Origin of the sequence: Kribbella sp. CA-245084, assembly GCF_050942355.1 — a bacterium.
In the GTDB taxonomy this organism is placed as follows: Bacteria; Actinomycetota; Actinomycetes; order Propionibacteriales; family Kribbellaceae; genus Kribbella.
The window spans coordinates 455,081-468,460 of the sequence record NZ_CP192053.1 but is presented as its reverse complement, the minus strand read 5'-3'; the positions used below and the strand labels follow the sequence as shown (position 1 = coordinate 468,460).

The 13,380-nt window shown below is 66.8% G+C and carries 15 protein-coding genes; 5 read left to right on the top strand and 10 right to left on the bottom strand.

What is annotated here, in order from left to right; genetic code table 11:
- Positions 1-5: 5 nt before the first annotated feature.
- From ACQPYH_RS02435 to ACQPYH_RS02425, 3 genes are read left to right on the top strand one after another with little or no spacing between them, the layout of a single operon-like run.
- Positions 6-728: a RibD family protein gene (locus ACQPYH_RS02435; RefSeq protein WP_432885904.1), complete on the top strand. Its 723-nt coding sequence runs from the start codon at positions 6-8 to the stop codon at positions 726-728.
- Positions 725-1,213: a nucleotidyltransferase domain-containing protein gene (locus ACQPYH_RS02430; protein WP_432885902.1), complete on the top strand. Its 489-nt coding sequence runs from the start codon at positions 725-727 to the stop codon at positions 1,211-1,213. The genes ACQPYH_RS02435 and ACQPYH_RS02430 overlap by 4 nt, the downstream gene beginning before the upstream one ends.
- Positions 1,191-1,940: a class I SAM-dependent methyltransferase gene (locus ACQPYH_RS02425; protein ID WP_432885900.1), complete on the top strand. Its 750-nt coding sequence runs from the start codon at positions 1,191-1,193 to the stop codon at positions 1,938-1,940. The genes ACQPYH_RS02430 and ACQPYH_RS02425 overlap by 23 nt, the downstream gene beginning before the upstream one ends.
- Here ACQPYH_RS02425 and ACQPYH_RS02420 read toward each other — a convergent pair.
- The 3 genes from ACQPYH_RS02420 to ACQPYH_RS02410 are packed head-to-tail and all read right to left on the bottom strand — an operon-like array spanning position 1,916 to position 5,136.
- On the bottom strand, positions 1,916-2,722 hold the full coding sequence (locus tag ACQPYH_RS02420) for a class I SAM-dependent methyltransferase (RefSeq protein ID WP_432885898.1): 807 nt from the start codon (positions 2,720-2,722) through the stop codon (positions 1,916-1,918). The two genes, ACQPYH_RS02425 and ACQPYH_RS02420, sit on opposite strands and share 25 nt — an antisense overlap.
- A gap of 52 nt (positions 2,723-2,774) precedes the next feature.
- Positions 2,775-4,385 carry a LuxR C-terminal-related transcriptional regulator gene (locus ACQPYH_RS02415; RefSeq protein WP_432885896.1) on the bottom strand — a complete coding sequence of 537 codons (1,611 nt, stop codon included), beginning with the start codon at positions 4,383-4,385 and terminating at the stop codon, positions 2,775-2,777.
- A 28-nt stretch (positions 4,386-4,413) separates the two neighbouring features.
- Positions 4,414-5,136, bottom strand: a complete 723-nt coding sequence (locus ACQPYH_RS02410) for a nitroreductase/quinone reductase family protein (RefSeq protein WP_432885894.1) — start codon at positions 5,134-5,136, stop codon at positions 4,414-4,416.
- 268 nt (positions 5,137-5,404) lie between these two features.
- Between ACQPYH_RS02410 and ACQPYH_RS02405 the strand changes: the two genes are divergently transcribed.
- On the top strand, positions 5,405-5,947 hold the full coding sequence (locus ACQPYH_RS02405; RefSeq protein WP_432885892.1) for a TetR/AcrR family transcriptional regulator: 543 nt from the start codon (positions 5,405-5,407) through the stop codon (positions 5,945-5,947).
- 247 nt (positions 5,948-6,194) lie between these two features.
- Here the strand turns inward: ACQPYH_RS02405 and ACQPYH_RS02400 are convergent, their stop codons facing one another.
- The 7 genes from ACQPYH_RS02400 to ACQPYH_RS02370 form a co-directional block, all read right to left on the bottom strand.
- On the bottom strand, positions 6,195-7,106 hold the full coding sequence (locus tag ACQPYH_RS02400) for a carbohydrate ABC transporter permease (RefSeq protein ID WP_432885890.1): 912 nt from the start codon (positions 7,104-7,106) through the stop codon (positions 6,195-6,197).
- Positions 7,099-8,037: a carbohydrate ABC transporter permease gene (locus ACQPYH_RS02395; protein WP_432885888.1), complete on the bottom strand. Its 939-nt coding sequence runs from the start codon at positions 8,035-8,037 to the stop codon at positions 7,099-7,101. Before ACQPYH_RS02395 ends, ACQPYH_RS02400 begins: the two co-directional genes overlap by 8 nt.
- Positions 8,034-9,308 carry an extracellular solute-binding protein gene (locus ACQPYH_RS02390; protein WP_432885886.1) on the bottom strand — a complete coding sequence of 425 codons (1,275 nt, stop codon included), beginning with the start codon at positions 9,306-9,308 and terminating at the stop codon, positions 8,034-8,036. Before ACQPYH_RS02390 ends, ACQPYH_RS02395 begins: the two co-directional genes overlap by 4 nt.
- Positions 9,309-9,461: 153 nt before the next feature.
- Entirely contained in the window at positions 9,462-10,649 is a 1,188-nt protein-coding gene (locus tag ACQPYH_RS02385) for a hypothetical protein (RefSeq protein ID WP_432885884.1), read from the bottom strand.
- Positions 10,646-11,056 carry a hypothetical protein gene (locus ACQPYH_RS02380; protein WP_432885881.1) on the bottom strand — a complete coding sequence of 137 codons (411 nt, stop codon included), beginning with the start codon at positions 11,054-11,056 and terminating at the stop codon, positions 10,646-10,648. Before ACQPYH_RS02380 ends, ACQPYH_RS02385 begins: the two co-directional genes overlap by 4 nt.
- A gap of 53 nt (positions 11,057-11,109) precedes the next feature.
- Entirely contained in the window at positions 11,110-11,523 is a 414-nt protein-coding gene (locus ACQPYH_RS02375; protein ID WP_432885879.1) for a hypothetical protein, read from the bottom strand.
- Between the two features lie 38 nt (positions 11,524-11,561).
- Positions 11,562-12,629 (bottom strand): substrate-binding domain-containing protein, encoded by a 1,068-nt coding sequence (locus ACQPYH_RS02370; protein ID WP_432885877.1) that lies wholly within the window; start codon positions 12,627-12,629, stop codon positions 11,562-11,564.
- 76 nt (positions 12,630-12,705) lie between these two features.
- Here ACQPYH_RS02370 and ACQPYH_RS02365 point away from each other — a divergent pair, with 76 nt between their 5' ends.
- Positions 12,706-13,338 (top strand): DUF624 domain-containing protein, encoded by a 633-nt coding sequence (locus ACQPYH_RS02365; RefSeq protein WP_432885874.1) that lies wholly within the window; start codon positions 12,706-12,708, stop codon positions 13,336-13,338.
- The last annotated feature ends 42 nt before the right edge of the window (positions 13,339-13,380 follow it).

The window sequence follows — 13,380 nt, the reverse complement described above, 5'->3', positions numbered from 1 at the left end:
TATCAGTGACGGCCTCGGTCGACGGACGTGTAACCGTCGTCCGGGACCGTCTCTTGCTGTCCGACGAGGCCCGGCAGCTGTGGCGATCGTTCTGGCCGGAAGGGTTTACGACCGTGAATGACGCGCGTACTGCGTTGCTGGAGGAGCTGTACGCGCCGACAGCGATCCTCGAAGGCAGCGGAACGTTCGTCACCGCGGACACCGGTCCGTTGGAGTTGCCCGAGGCAACCATTTCGTACGACGACTTCCTGCCGGACGAGGTGGTGAATCATCCGGCGCATCGCAAATGGTTCACAGTTGTGGATAGTCGCGGGCGGGTCCTGTGGACGGAGAAAGGCGGGGCCGGGATCGACCTCTTGGTCCTCACGTCCCGCGCTACCCCGACGGCGTACCTCGCCTATCTGCAACGCGAGAACATCCCGTACCTCGTCGTCGGCGAGGAGCACGTGGAGCTGGAGCTTGCGCTGCGCCGGATGCAGGAGCGGCTTGGGGTGAGCTGCGTCGTGTCTGAGGCTGGCGGCGGGCTGAACGGCGCCTTACTGCGCGAGGATCTGGTCGACGAGCTGCATCTGATTCTGTTCCCTGCTGCTATCGGAGGTGCGGGTGTGCCGACGGTGTTCGATGGACCTGAGCTGGAGCCCGGAGAGCTCCCAACCCGACTCCGGCTTCTGTCCAGTAGCACCACAGCCGACGGCGTGGTGAGCCTTCGCTACGAGGTGATCCGATGACGCCGGACCGCGTGCTGAACGTCCTGGACGCCTTGGCCGGCTTGGATGTGTGGGTCGACGGCGGCTGGGGCGTGGACGCACTGGTCGGGCGGCAGACGCGAACGCATGGCGATCTGGATCTGGGCGTCGCTCGGCCCGAGTTGGATCGGGTGGTGGAGGTGTTGGGTGGGCTGGGGTACGACATAACGGACGCACGCTACCTGCAGGTCACGGTGCAGCTGACCGACGTGGACGGGCACCGAATAGATCTCCATCCGAGTACGCCGATGCCGGGCGGAGGAACCGAACAGCTCGACTTCGACGGCAACACGTACTTCATTCCACCTGCCGTCGACGGGCGAATCGGTGGGCAGCCAGTGCGATGCATGCCGGCTAGTGCGCAGCGGCGCTCGCATCAGGGGTACGAGTTCAGACCGCAGGATGTCCACGATATGCAGTTGCTGGATGAGATTGACTTGGCACATGGACGAGGTGGTGGCGGGTAATCGAGTGGTTTGGGAGCAGGCTTCGGCGAAGCATGTTCGGGAGTACGACGAACTGCTGGAGGCGGCTCGGGGAGACGGGCTGCTGTTGGAGCGGGAGCTTGGGTTGCTTGGGCCGGTGCTGGCGCAGCGGCCGGTAGTGGTGCATCTGCAGAGTGGGCATGGGCTGGATGACGTCGGGCTCGTCAAAGCAGGTGCGCAACAAGTCATTGGGATCGACTACAGCTCGGTGGCTGCAGGTGCGGCGCAGCGGCGTGCTCGAGAGCTGGGTATGGCGTGTCACTACCTGGTGGCGGAGGTGCCCGGCGCACCGGTGAAGGATGCGTGTGCGGATCTCGTCTACACCGGCAAGGGCGCCTTGATCTGGATGCGGGACCTCGACGCGTGGGCGCAGGACATTGCGCGAGTACTGCGGCCAGGCGGGCACCTGTTCGTGTACGAAGCGCACCCGGCCGTGCCGCTGTGGACGTGGGACGAGGACGAACCGCGGATCCGGCCGGACCGTAGCTATTTCGCCGCGTCGCACGTCAACGACACGTTCCCCGGTAACGGCGCTCGTGAATGGCAGTGGAATCTCGGCCAGATCGTCACCGCGATCACCGCGGCCGGTCTGCACCTCGAAACCCTCGAGGAGTACGCCGAACCGTTCTGGCGACCGCAGGACGACACGAAGGCCGCCGCGTGGTCCGGCCGCCTCCCCAACTCCTACGCGTTGCTGGCCCGCCGCTGACCGCGGATCACCAGGTACTCAGCCGGCAGCACCAGACTGGACCCTGAGGTGTTGTTCCGCTCGAAGAGCTCGACCAGGTCCTCCCGAAGCGCCGGCCACTGAGAGCCGAGCGCCTCGCGAGCGAGCACCACCGGTCCGAACTGCGTGGCGTAGCAGTCCACCCCCTCGACGACCGACGGGTGATGGATCATGCCAACCTCACGCGTGAACGACAGGTCAAACCCCTCAAAGAAAGACCGCACGGAGTCCTCAGATCCCCAGGCCAGCGGCGGATCGACGTACTCCGGCGCGGGCGGCAGATACCCACCCACCACGCGGAAGAACTCCCCGATCACCCCCTCCGGCGTCCATGCGCAGACTCCGAGCCGGCCGCCCGGCCGCAGTACGCGAGTCATCTCGCCGGCGACGACCGTGTGGCGCGGCGCGAACATGCAACCGAAGCTCGACAGCACCACGTCGAAGCTGTCGTCCGGGAACGGCAACTCCTCGGCATCACCTTCAACCCACTCGATCCCGAGCCCCGTTCCGCGCTCGCGAGCCTTCGCCAGCATGGCCGGCGTGAGATCGAGCCCGGTGACGCGAGCACCGGTCCGCGCGGCCGGCATCGCCGCGTTCCCCGTCCCGCAAGCCACATCCAGTACGTCCTCGCCAGCGCGAACGGCCAACGCGTCGACCAGCCGCTGACCGACCTCGTACAGCCCCTCCTGCCGCATCATCGCGTCGTAGTCGCCGGTGGCCCACGTCGTCCGGACCGAATCCTTGTACTGCGCCAACCTCTGCATGCCAACCACCATCAACCAAACGCATCCCCGGCCGCGTCACCCGAACAGGCCATTAGAGCAACCCGAGCCCTGTCGCGCGCGACACCGCCGCGGCACGGGTTGAGCAGTCCAGCCGGGTGAAGATGTTCGCCACATGCCGATGCACGGTGTGCTCACTGATCACCAGCTGCCCAGCGATCTCCCGGTCACCCAGTCCGTCGGCGACCAGCCGCAGTACGTCGAGCTGACGGGCGCTCAGGACAGGCGGGCCGACCAGTCCGAGCGTCACCAGCAACTCCGCCTCGTCTCGCCGCGGCACGGGGATTGCCGAGAGCGCAGTACGAGCCTCGCGGCGGGCAGCCTCGGTCCGGCCGAGCGTCAGCAGACTGCGGGCCAGTTCCAACCGGGCATGCGCGGCCTCGAAGGGAGCTAGGCCGTCATACAGGTCAACCGCCTCCTCCAAACAGGCGCAAGCCTCCTCATCTGAGCCGCGCGCCGCCGCACAGATGCCCGACGCAAACCGCGCGGCCGCACGAAGCGGCCGGGTCCCCAACAACTCAGCGATCAAGCAGAACTCGGCCAGATGGACCGCCGCCGCCTCGTGGTCCCCCAACGCCACGGAGGCCCGAACCATCAGCTCAAGCGGCCAAGCCCGACTGACCGAACCGGCCGGGATCCGCCGCAACATCCGCTCCAGTACGTCGCGTGCCGCAGCCGGATCGCCCCGGTCGAGGCTGAGCTCCGCCAACCCGCGCTTGGCCAACGGATGCGACGAAACCTCGTTGAACAAGGCCTCCGCCTGCTCGACCTGTCCTTGCCGGCGACGCAGCTCACCCAGACGTACGACGGCCTCGGCACGCCAGTACGGGCGCTTGGCCGTGAGATCCTCGTGAGCCTTCGTCAGCTCCCGCTCGGCCGCGCTCCAGTCGCCGTGCCAGCCGAGGATCGCCGCGTAGTGCGCCCGGCACACGCCCGTGACGAACCGCGCCTCCATCCGCCGGCTGAACTCCTCCACCTGCCGGCACCACTGCGCCCCGCGCTCATAATCCCGGATCTCCTCGCACGCCGAGATCAACCGACAACACGTCCAAGCAGCCGGCGCCAGATTCTCGTACTCCCCAGCCAGCGCCGCCGCCGTCGCCTCATCCAAACACCGCATCCCCTGCTCAACATCGCCTTCCTCCACCAGCGCAAGACCCTCGGTGGCCAGACTGAACATCTCCAGATCAACCGCCCGATGCCGACGGCCCAGTTCCTGAGCCTGTACGGCGAGTTCGCGCGCCCGACCGGTGTCATGCCGACCGAGCGCAGCGTGAGCCTCGAACACCCGGAGCCACCCGAGCTCCGGGCAGGCCTCAAGCTCCTCCAGCAGCCGAGCGGCCCGGTTGAACCAGCCCTCGGCCACCGCACCGGCTCCGCGAAACTCGTTGTGATCGTCCCCGAGCCACAACGCCATCCGCGCCGCAGCCCGCGCGTCATCAGCCTTCCGATACAGGCGATACGCCTGTTCCCGAGCGTCTAGACACGCCGGCACATCCTCCAGCCACCACGTCGCCCAGCTCAATCCTTCGAGAGCCTCAGCTGTCGTCGCGGTCTCGAGCGCCCGCTCGAACTGGCCGCGAGCGGCCGACCAGGCTCCGCGAGTCAACGCAGCCCGGCCGGCCGCCAGGAAGTCCTCGGTCATGATCCCGACCGTAGACCCGGCGTGAGCCTCAGAGGTACGGCAGAAGCTCCGCCTCCTCGCGATCCAGATGCGCGTTGAGCTGAGCGATCAGCTCATCAACCTGGGGCAGGATCTCCGCGACGGGACTCGCGGCCAGCCGCTCCAACTCCTCCAGCAGTACGGCGATCTTGTCGTGCTCGGTCTGCAGTACGGCGATGACGTCGGCCAGCTCGGGGTGCTGCTGGACCAGCGCCGGGAAGAGGCCGGTCGACTCGCCGGTGTGGTGATACTGCAGACCCTGGCAGGCAGTCAGGCAGTTGATCCGGAGCTGGGCGCCCAGCGTGCCGGACTTCGCGACCTCGGCCCGAATCAGCGAGAGCTCGCGCCGGAAGGCCGCATGGATGGTCGTCAAAGCTTCAGCAAACGAAGTGCCGACGGGTGGAGGACCGGGCCGTTGGACCAGCGCGACGACCGGGATGGTCCGAGTGGTGCCGGCCTGGTAATCGCCCCACCCCGGATCAGCCTCGACCAGGCGCGCGAAGACCTCGTTGCGCTCGGCACCACGCAGTACGACTGCCGTCGCCGGATAGGTGAAGAGGCCGAGGTCGACGGTGACCTCGGGCTCGGCGAGCAGATTGTGGTACCAGGCCGGGTGTTTGGGGCTGCCGCCGGCCGAGCCGACGACGAGGACCCGGTCGCGGTCCGGGTAGTACCCGAGGATCGCGGTGCGCGGCTGCCCGGAGCGTGCGCCAGTTGTTGTCAGGAGCAACAACCTGGAGTTCTCGAAGGGACCGCCGACCTGGCCGGCGTTCGCCCGGAACTCGTCAATGAGCTGTGCAGTGAAATCGTTCAGGATTCGCTTCTCTCGTGTCTCGTGAAAGGAAATGCAGACGGGGAGAGAAACGCCCGGTGGAGCCCGCGCGGCGTTCAGAACGCAGCCGGGACCCCAACTCGTGAATGGCTGGAAGCAGCCGACCCGGCAGTCACGCCGTGATCGTACCCAAGCGGGCAGGCCAACCCAACCAGGAGACAATGTCTACGTGTCCCAGGTGTCACTGCCCGATCGGCTCGTCCAGGCCGGGGTCGACCTCCTCGAGCAGGAGGGCCTCGCCAATCTCACCCTGCGCGCGATCGCCCGCCGTACCGGCGTCTCGCACGGCGCACCGCGGCGCTACTTCCCCACCCACAATGCGCTCCTGGCCGCGATCGCGGCGACCGGGCTGGCGGACCTGGCGGACCTGCTCACCCCGACCGACGGATCAGCTGAGGACCAACTGGTCGACGCGGGCCGCCGCTACCTCGAGTTCGCCGCCGAACGCCCCGGCATGTTCGACCTGCTCTTCCGCCACGACCTGCTGGACGGGGCCGGCGGCAACCTCCGCGCGACGTCGCTCCCCCTGTTCCAGACCTTCGTTGACCTCGTCGCCGAACTTCATCCTGCCGAGGCCGAGCTCCGCGCCACCGCCCTGTGGACAAATCTCCACGGCCTGGCCACCCTCCGCGCGACCAACGCCTTGGAACTCCTCGGCACCACCGACCTCGCCCCGATGATCCGGTACGTCGTCCGCGCGCACACCGCCTGATCCCTTACCGAACGTCGTCGCATGGATGCGAAACGTCGTACATCGCGCGCAGTTCGGCAAATCATTTCGGGAACTAGCGAAAAAACCTCATGAATGCTGTAACGGCGGGCACACTGCGCCGATAAACGGGACGAGTGACCCAGTGGGGGGACTACGTGGGAAGCTCCGGTGTTTCTTCGGGACCACCGCATGTGGAGGGGGCCTCGCAGGTGCTCACCCGGGGCGGGGTGAGCACCTGTTCGAGGATCTAGCCCTTGATCCCGACGTTCGCCATTCCTTCGACGAAGCGCTTCTGGGCGAACACGAACAGCACGATCATCGGCAGCGTCGCCAGCGCCGTACCGGCCATCAGGTACGGCCACTGGATCTCGGCCGGGTTCTGCGAGAAGATCGCCAGCCCGAGCTGCAGCGGACGCATCTCGTCCGACGTGGTGATCATCAGCGGCCAGAGGAACCCGTTCCAGGCGGCCTCGATCTGGAACACCGCGATCGTGATCAGGGCCGGCTTGATCAGCGGGGTCATGATCCGCAGAAAAATCCCGAACTCGCTGAGCCCGTCCACCCGGGCGGCCTGCGCGAGCTCGTCCGGCAGCGATACGTAGAACTGCCGGGCCAGGAACGTGAACAGCGGCGCCGCGCCCAGCGGGATGATCAGCCCCCACCAGGAGTTCAGCCAGCCGATACCGCCGTGGCCGAGGATGTTGTTGCCCCCGAACAGCGGGATCGACTTCACGATCATGAACAGCGGCACCAGGATGATCTGGAACGGCACCAGCAGCAGCACGATGAAGTAGTTCAGCAGCGACTTGCCGCCCCGGATCGGCGCCTTGGCCAGGGCATACCCGGCCATCGTGCAGACGACGAGCGTGAACGCGGTCTCGCCGACCGCGATGAACAGGCTGTTGCGGAAGTACCGCAGGAACGGCGCGCTCTGCATCGCCTCGACGAAGTTGTGCCAACGCAGCTCACCAGGCAGCCAGTTGAACTGCTGCACCTCGAGGTCGCTCTTGAACGAGGTCAGCAGCATCCACAGGAACGGCACGATCATCAGCAGCGCGCCGACGATGAGTACGACGTACAACGCGATCCGCCCCGGCCGGAGCGACGACGGCCGGCGGCTCACGCTCGTACCGGTCGAAGGCAATGCAGCGCTAGTCATTGGTGTCCGCCCTCTGGAGCAGGCGTCCGACTCCGATGAAGGCTGCGATCACGATCATCATGATCACGGTCTCCGCGGACGCGTAGCCGAGTTTCAGGTCCTGGAACGCGTTCTGGTAGATGTCGAGCACCAGCACGCGGGTATCACTACCGGGTCCGCCGCGCGTCATCACGTACACCAGGTCGAACACCTGGAAGGTGCCGACGATCGACGTGATCAGCACGAAGAACTGCACCGGGCCGAGCGACGGCCAGGTGACGTTGACGAAACGCTGCCAGCGGCTGGCGCCGTCCAGGTCGGCCGACTCGAGCAGGTCGCGGGAGACACCCTGCAGCGCGGCCAGGTAGATGATGATCTTGGTGCCGAGGCCCTGCCAGATGCCGACCACCATCAGCGACGGCAGCGCGGTCGCCGGGTCGGCCAGCCAGCGGTTCGGGGCGAACCCGAACAGGCCGAGGAAGCCGTTGGCCAGGCCGGAGCCCGGGTTGTAGATCCACAGCCAGATGGTCGCGATGGCCACGGTCGCGGTCACCGTCGGGATGTAGAACGCGGTCCGGAAGAAGCCTAGGCCGCGGATCTTCTGGTTCAGGCCGACCGCGACCGCGAGGGCGATCGCCATCGAGATCGGGATCACCACGATCGCGTACAGGACCGTGTGCCACAGCGAAGCCAGGAAGTCGACGTCGCGCGCCAGGTCCGCGTAGTTGCCGAGCCCGACCCAGGACCAGGTGTCACCGAAGCTGTAGTTGGTCAGGCTGAGAACCAGGACCGCGACCACCGGGATGACGATGAAGACGGCGGAGTGCAGCAGGGCCGGCGTCAGTAGGGCCCAACCGGCGCGCTTCTGGCCCTTGAGCAGCGTGCCGGTGTCCTTGGACGTGGGTACCTTGCGCGGGGTGTCCAGTGCTGGACGTTCAAGAGTTGTGCTCATCGTGACTGTCCTGCCAGGTTGTGCAGCACTTTGGCGGGATCCTTCTGTCCGAGGACCGCCTGGGTGAGCTGGATGTCGAAGTTGCCGCGCATCTCGAGCCAGTTCGACGGCACTTCGTTCTCGTTCGCGGCGTACTGCAGACCGTTCGCGGTGAAGTTGCTCAACGGGTTCGACTCCGCCTGCGGCGAGTTGCCGGCGTCCTTGTACGCCGGGATCTTCTTGTTCAGCTTGGCGATCGCGTCCAGCGTCGGCTTGTTGACCATCGTCTGGATGAAGGCCCAGGCCGCGTCCTTGTGGCGGCTGCGGGACCCGATCGACGCCAGGTCGCCACCGACGTACTCGATCTGCTTGCCGCTGTCGAAGCGGAAGAACTTCAGGTCGTCGCAGTTCTTCTTGCCGATGCCCTTGTCGGAGCAGTCGACGGCGCCGTTGACGATGCCCATCGCGGCCTCACCAGTCAGCACCAGTGGCTGCTGGGCCGCGTTGGTCTGCCCGTACGGCTGGACGTTGTTGATCATCGACTTGATCCACAGCAGCGTGTCCAGGCCGGCCTTGTTGTCGAAGTTCGGCTCGCCGCCGACGTACAGCGGCGTACCGGTCGAGGCCAGGAAAGTGGTGAACGACTGCCGGAAGCCGGTCGCGGAGGCCAGGTCGAAGCCGCTGCGGGTGATGTTGCCGTTCTTGTCCCGCTTGGTCAGCTTCTCGGCCGCGGTCTTGATCTCGGCCAGCGACGTCGGCGGTTTGTCCGGGTCGAGCCCCGCCTCGACGAACGCGCTCTTGCGGAGCGCGACCGCCCGGGCGTCGGCGAGCAGCGGGTAGGCGTACAACTTCTTGTCGTACGTCACCGCCGGGATCAGCGCCGGGGTGCTCTTCTCCTTGATGTAGTCCGGCGTCACGCCGTACCTGCCCAGGTCCTCGAAGATGTTCTTGGAGGCGAACGGCTGGACCCAGCCGACACCCGTGACCATCACGTCGTACGGGATCCCGGCCGCGATCGAGGTGGCCAGCTTCTCGTTCAGGTTGTTGTACGTCGCGAAGTCCGGCTCGACCTTCATCTTCGGATAGGTCTTGTGGAACTCGTCGACGACGTTCTGGAACGCCTCCCGCCCCTTCGTACTGGGCGGGAACGACGGGATCAGCACCCGCAACGTCCCGGTCGCCTCGGCCGGCGCTATGCCGTCCGTGCTCTTGTCGATCACCCCGCTGCCACAACCGCTGACCACCACGCTGAGCGCAGCCGCCAGCACGGTCAGTCCCACACCTCGTCTCACAGGGGAACTCCTTCGCTGCCTGTTTCAGCCGGGGGCCCGCGACCCCTCAAGTGCAGCGAAAGTATGGGAAAGGGCTTTCCTCGTCAATACCTGAGCGCTCGAATGATCACATTCGATCAACATCGGAACCTGACCGATCAGAGTTCCGTCCGCTCAGCGCTGAGTCTCCGGCCCCGGCCGCTGCCCAGCAGGCCCCTGCCGCTGAGCCGCCGGCGCAGACGCCCCCGCACCACGCGCCCCCTGCCGATCAGCACTCAACCGACTAGCCGACCCCAACGGAGGCCCAGACAACCCAGCCCGAGCCGCCGCCGCAATGTCCGGCGGCAACGCCGGAGCAGGTAGGGCCGGTGAGGACGCCGCGGCGGCCGAGGCAGCCGGAGACGCAGGTGCTGCCGCGGCCGCCGAGGATGCCGGGGACGCCCCGGTCGCCGACTGAGATTGGGGCGCGTCGCCGCGCTCGGGCTGACCAGTCCGCCCTTGCTCGGCACCCACACCACGCTGCACCTGCTGCCCCGGTGCCGGCATCTGCCACTGCCTCTTCAACCGGCTGATCACCTTGGACCCCTCGGCGGCAGCGTCAACACCGACGGCACGGCGCGCTTTGGCATCCGCGTTCTCGGGGAGGTTCTCTACCCGGCCGAACTCGGATCCCATCGCCTTCGCGATCTCCCCGACGGCTTGCTCACGCTGGTCCGGCGGTAGCAGCTCAGGCAGTCGGCTGTTGTCGTACATGGCCTCGGCGGCCACCTTGAACTTCTGGTCAGCAGGTACGACCGCGAGTCGGCCGATCAGCTCGTCGCGGTCAACTCCGGTCTGCCGCTCGATCGTGTCGGCGAAGCCCTCGACCGCGGGCGTGTACTCCTTGTACACCTTTGCGCTCTTGACGCCCTTGATCCCCGGCGCGACCTGTTCCATACCGAGGTCGTCGATGTACTCATCGAGCTTCTGATGCGAGTAGAGCTCGGTCACCCCTTCCTCGAGCGCGTGTACACCCGGGCTGTGGTTGAACGCAGCCTGCCCCTGCGAATGCTCCCGGCCCTCCGACGCCAGCATGTGGACGTTCTCGTGCAGAACGACTCGCAGCGCGTCGCGGTACCCGCGAAGCTCGGCGGGATCCTGGTTGTGCACCCGCGCGTTGCGGAACATCTCCTGGAGCCGCTCGTCGACATGGCGAGGGTTGTACGAGATCGAGTTGTCCCAGTTCGCAGTCCCGCCGGTCTTGCTCTGCTCGGGGATGGGCGGCCCGAACCGCTCGTTCCAGGAAGAGTGATGGGCGCCCGAGACCTGGACGGCGGCTTTCGCCTGCTCGCGCATCAACTCCCGGAAGCTGGTGACCTTCATCGCAGTTCGAGCCGCAAGGCGCCGATCATCATGTCGAGCGAGTGCGACAGGGCGCCGATCGCTTGTTCCTCGTCAGGGGTTGTGTCCGAGATACGCGACAGGGCTCGGACACCCTCCTCAGCACGGGCCAGGCGCTCGGCTGTCGTGCCGTCGTCCCGCTTGGCTTCGGAGAACACCTGGCGTGCGCGCAGGATGACCTCGGACGGAGGTTCGTCCGGTTCCTGGGCGGCGATGTCCTCGATTCCGGCGATAACGGAGTCGGCCAGGCGCCGGTCGTCCTCGTCGTCGATCTGTTCGGCCAGCGCACGGAGACGCGGGATCTCCGCGGTCAGGTCGGTGTCGCGCCGACCCTCGATGATGCCCTCGGACACCCGCTTGTACTCGAGCTCGAACTCGGCGTACTCCATCTTGGACTCCCCGCAATCCGGTTCAGACCTCTGAATTTACCTGTTTCGCCTGTTCATTGAACGGTGAGCCTCAGCGCGCCGATCTGCATGTGGAGTACGTGTTCGTGGTCTCCGATGGCCTGGCATTCGTCCGGAGTCGCGTTGGTTGCGATGCGCTCCAGGGCTCGCATGCCCTCCTCGGCTCGGGCCAGGCGCTCGGCTGTCGTGCCGTCGTCCCGGACCGCTTCGGCGTACGCCGCGCGGGCCTGCTGGATGACCTCGGTCGGAGGTTCGCCGGGGCCGTGGGCGATGACGTCCTCGATGCCCGTTACCTCCAGCAGAGCGTCGTCGCGGTCGTCCTCGTCGTCGATCTGTTCGGCCAGCGCATGCAGCCGCGCGATATCTGCGGTCAGGTCCCGGTCTCCGCGACCGTTGAGGATCACCTCGAAGACCCGCTTGTACTCGACCTCGAACTCGGCGTACTCCATCGTGACTCTCCCCAGGATTCCGGTGCAGTCCTCCGAATTTACCCTGCGACCAGGACGCCGGGGGCGCCGCAGGAAGTGCGGATGTTGAGGGTGGGGAGGAGGCTTAGGTGTTGGGTGGGGGTTGTGGGCGACTGGAGTTTGCGGAGGAGGAGGTCGCAGGCGGTCTCGCCTAGGGCTCGGCGGGCGGGGGAGATTGCGGTGAGGGGTACTACGGCTAGCGAGGCAGTCACGTCGTTGTAGGCGATGACGGCCAGGTCCTCGGGGACGCGGAGGCCTCGTTCCATGGCGCGTTCTACCAGGCGGGCGCCGTGTTCGTCGGAGTGGACGAGGACGGCGCGGGTGCCGAAGGATTCGCATTCGGCGAGGAAGGCGTCCAGTTGGGTGATGGCGCCGGGGTCGTCGCCGCGCATCGGGAGGTCGACGGGTGAGAGGAAGACCTCGACGCCGAGCGCTTTCGCGGCGGTTTCGATGCCGCTGCGGAGCCAGTACGCCGTGACCGTGGCCTGCAGGTTGATCGCGATCCGCCGATGGCCGAGCGCGACGAAATGCCGGAGCGCCAGCATCGCGCCGTACGCGTGGTCGGTGCGGACGTGGTCGTACTCGCGGTTCACGTGCGGGAACCCGAACGCCCGCTCCATCAGCACCACCGGTACGTCGATGTCGTCGAGTCTCGAGTCGAGCCGGTGCGCGTCGCCGTCGCCGAGCGCGGTGCTGATCAGCAGGCCGGCGACCCCGATCCCGAGCACCTTGTCGATCCGGTCGCGCTCCATCGTCACGTCGTACCCGGAGACGCCGAGGACCAGCCGCGCGCCGTACCGGTCGGCCATCGCCTCGGCGCCGCGGATCACGTCGGAGTAGTACGACGCCGCGCTCGGCACGATGATGCCGATCGTCAGCTGACTCCCGCGAGTGCCCTGGTCGGCCGTGCCGGTGCCGATCGCGCCGCCGTGCACGCGGCGCAGCAGGCCGGCGGAGTCCAGTTCGGCCAGGTCCCGGCGTACTGTGATCGCGGAGACGCCCAGCTCGGCCACCAGATCGGCCACCCGGAGCCGGCCGTGCCGCCGCAGGCTCCGCAGGATCAGCTCGTGGCGCTCCTGTGCAAGCATGCGGTCCCCTGATCTTCGCGTGATTGTTCGTGATCATACGATCAAGGGACGCTCGGACGGAACGAGGAGGCGATCGGTGGCTGTTCCCCCTGACGGAGGCGCCAGCCGTACCAGCACGGCGCTGGGCAAGCTGTCGGTCGTCGGAGACCTGCTCATGCTGCAGCTGGTGTTCATCGTGCTCAGCCTGGGCATCATCACGCTCTTCCCGGCCGCGTTCGCGATGCAGCGGGTGCTGGCGGACGCGATCAGCCAGGACAAGCCGAAGCTACTGCGGCGATACTTCGGGGAGTTCCGCTGGGCGATGAAGCGCTTCTGGCTGTCCGGATTCGGTCTGTACGCCGGTGCGGTGCTGCTCGCGTTCGGCCTCTCGTTCTGGGCATTCGCGTCCGGACCGGCGCGCGTGTTCGCGCTGGTAGTGCTGATTCCGCTCACCGGGATGATCCTCGGGCTCTACCTGTGCGGACTGGCTGTCCTGCCTCAGGCGGGCGACGACGCCACCATGAAGACGGTGTTCAGGTCCGCCAACCTGTTCCTGCTGCGTCGGCCGCTGCCGGTGGCCGGTGGGGTCGTCGTACTGCTCACCTGGTTCGCTCTGGCGTCACAGGTGCCCACACTGCTCGTCGTCGGGTCCGGACTGGTCCCGGCGCTCACGGCGTACGCACTGGCTCGGCAGCGTCGCGAAAAAACTTCTCAAGACGTGTCAATCTGAGCTCCTCCAGTTCGACGTATGGGTGTAAGGCCCAAAACGACG

Bases quoted from the DNA above. Each gene is read 5' to 3' on its own strand.
- ACQPYH_RS02400 (WP_432885890.1), bottom strand. From the start codon at position 7,106: ATGACTAGCGCTGCATTGCCTTCGACCGGTACGAGCGTGAGCCGCCGG.
- ACQPYH_RS02425 (WP_432885900.1), top strand. From the start codon at position 1,191: ATGGACGAGGTGGTGGCGGGTAATCGAGTGGTTTGGGAGCAGGCTTCG.
- ACQPYH_RS02420 (WP_432885898.1), bottom strand. From the start codon at position 2,722: ATGCAGAGGTTGGCGCAGTACAAGGATTCGGTCCGGACGACGTGGGCC.
- ACQPYH_RS02430 (WP_432885902.1), top strand. From the start codon at position 725: ATGACGCCGGACCGCGTGCTGAACGTCCTGGACGCCTTGGCCGGCTTG.
- ACQPYH_RS02370 (WP_432885877.1), bottom strand. From the start codon at position 12,629: ATGCTTGCACAGGAGCGCCACGAGCTGATCCTGCGGAGCCTGCGGCGG.
- ACQPYH_RS02415 (WP_432885896.1), bottom strand. From the start codon at position 4,385: ATGACCGAGGACTTCCTGGCGGCCGGCCGGGCTGCGTTGACTCGCGGA.
- ACQPYH_RS02375 (WP_432885879.1), bottom strand. From the start codon at position 11,523: ATGGAGTACGCCGAGTTCGAGGTCGAGTACAAGCGGGTCTTCGAGGTG.
- ACQPYH_RS02395 (WP_432885888.1), bottom strand. From the start codon at position 8,037: ATGAGCACAACTCTTGAACGTCCAGCACTGGACACCCCGCGCAAGGTA.
- ACQPYH_RS02380 (WP_432885881.1), bottom strand. From the start codon at position 11,056: ATGGAGTACGCCGAGTTCGAGCTCGAGTACAAGCGGGTGTCCGAGGGC.
- ACQPYH_RS02385 (WP_432885884.1), bottom strand. From the start codon at position 10,649: ATGAAGGTCACCAGCTTCCGGGAGTTGATGCGCGAGCAGGCGAAAGCC.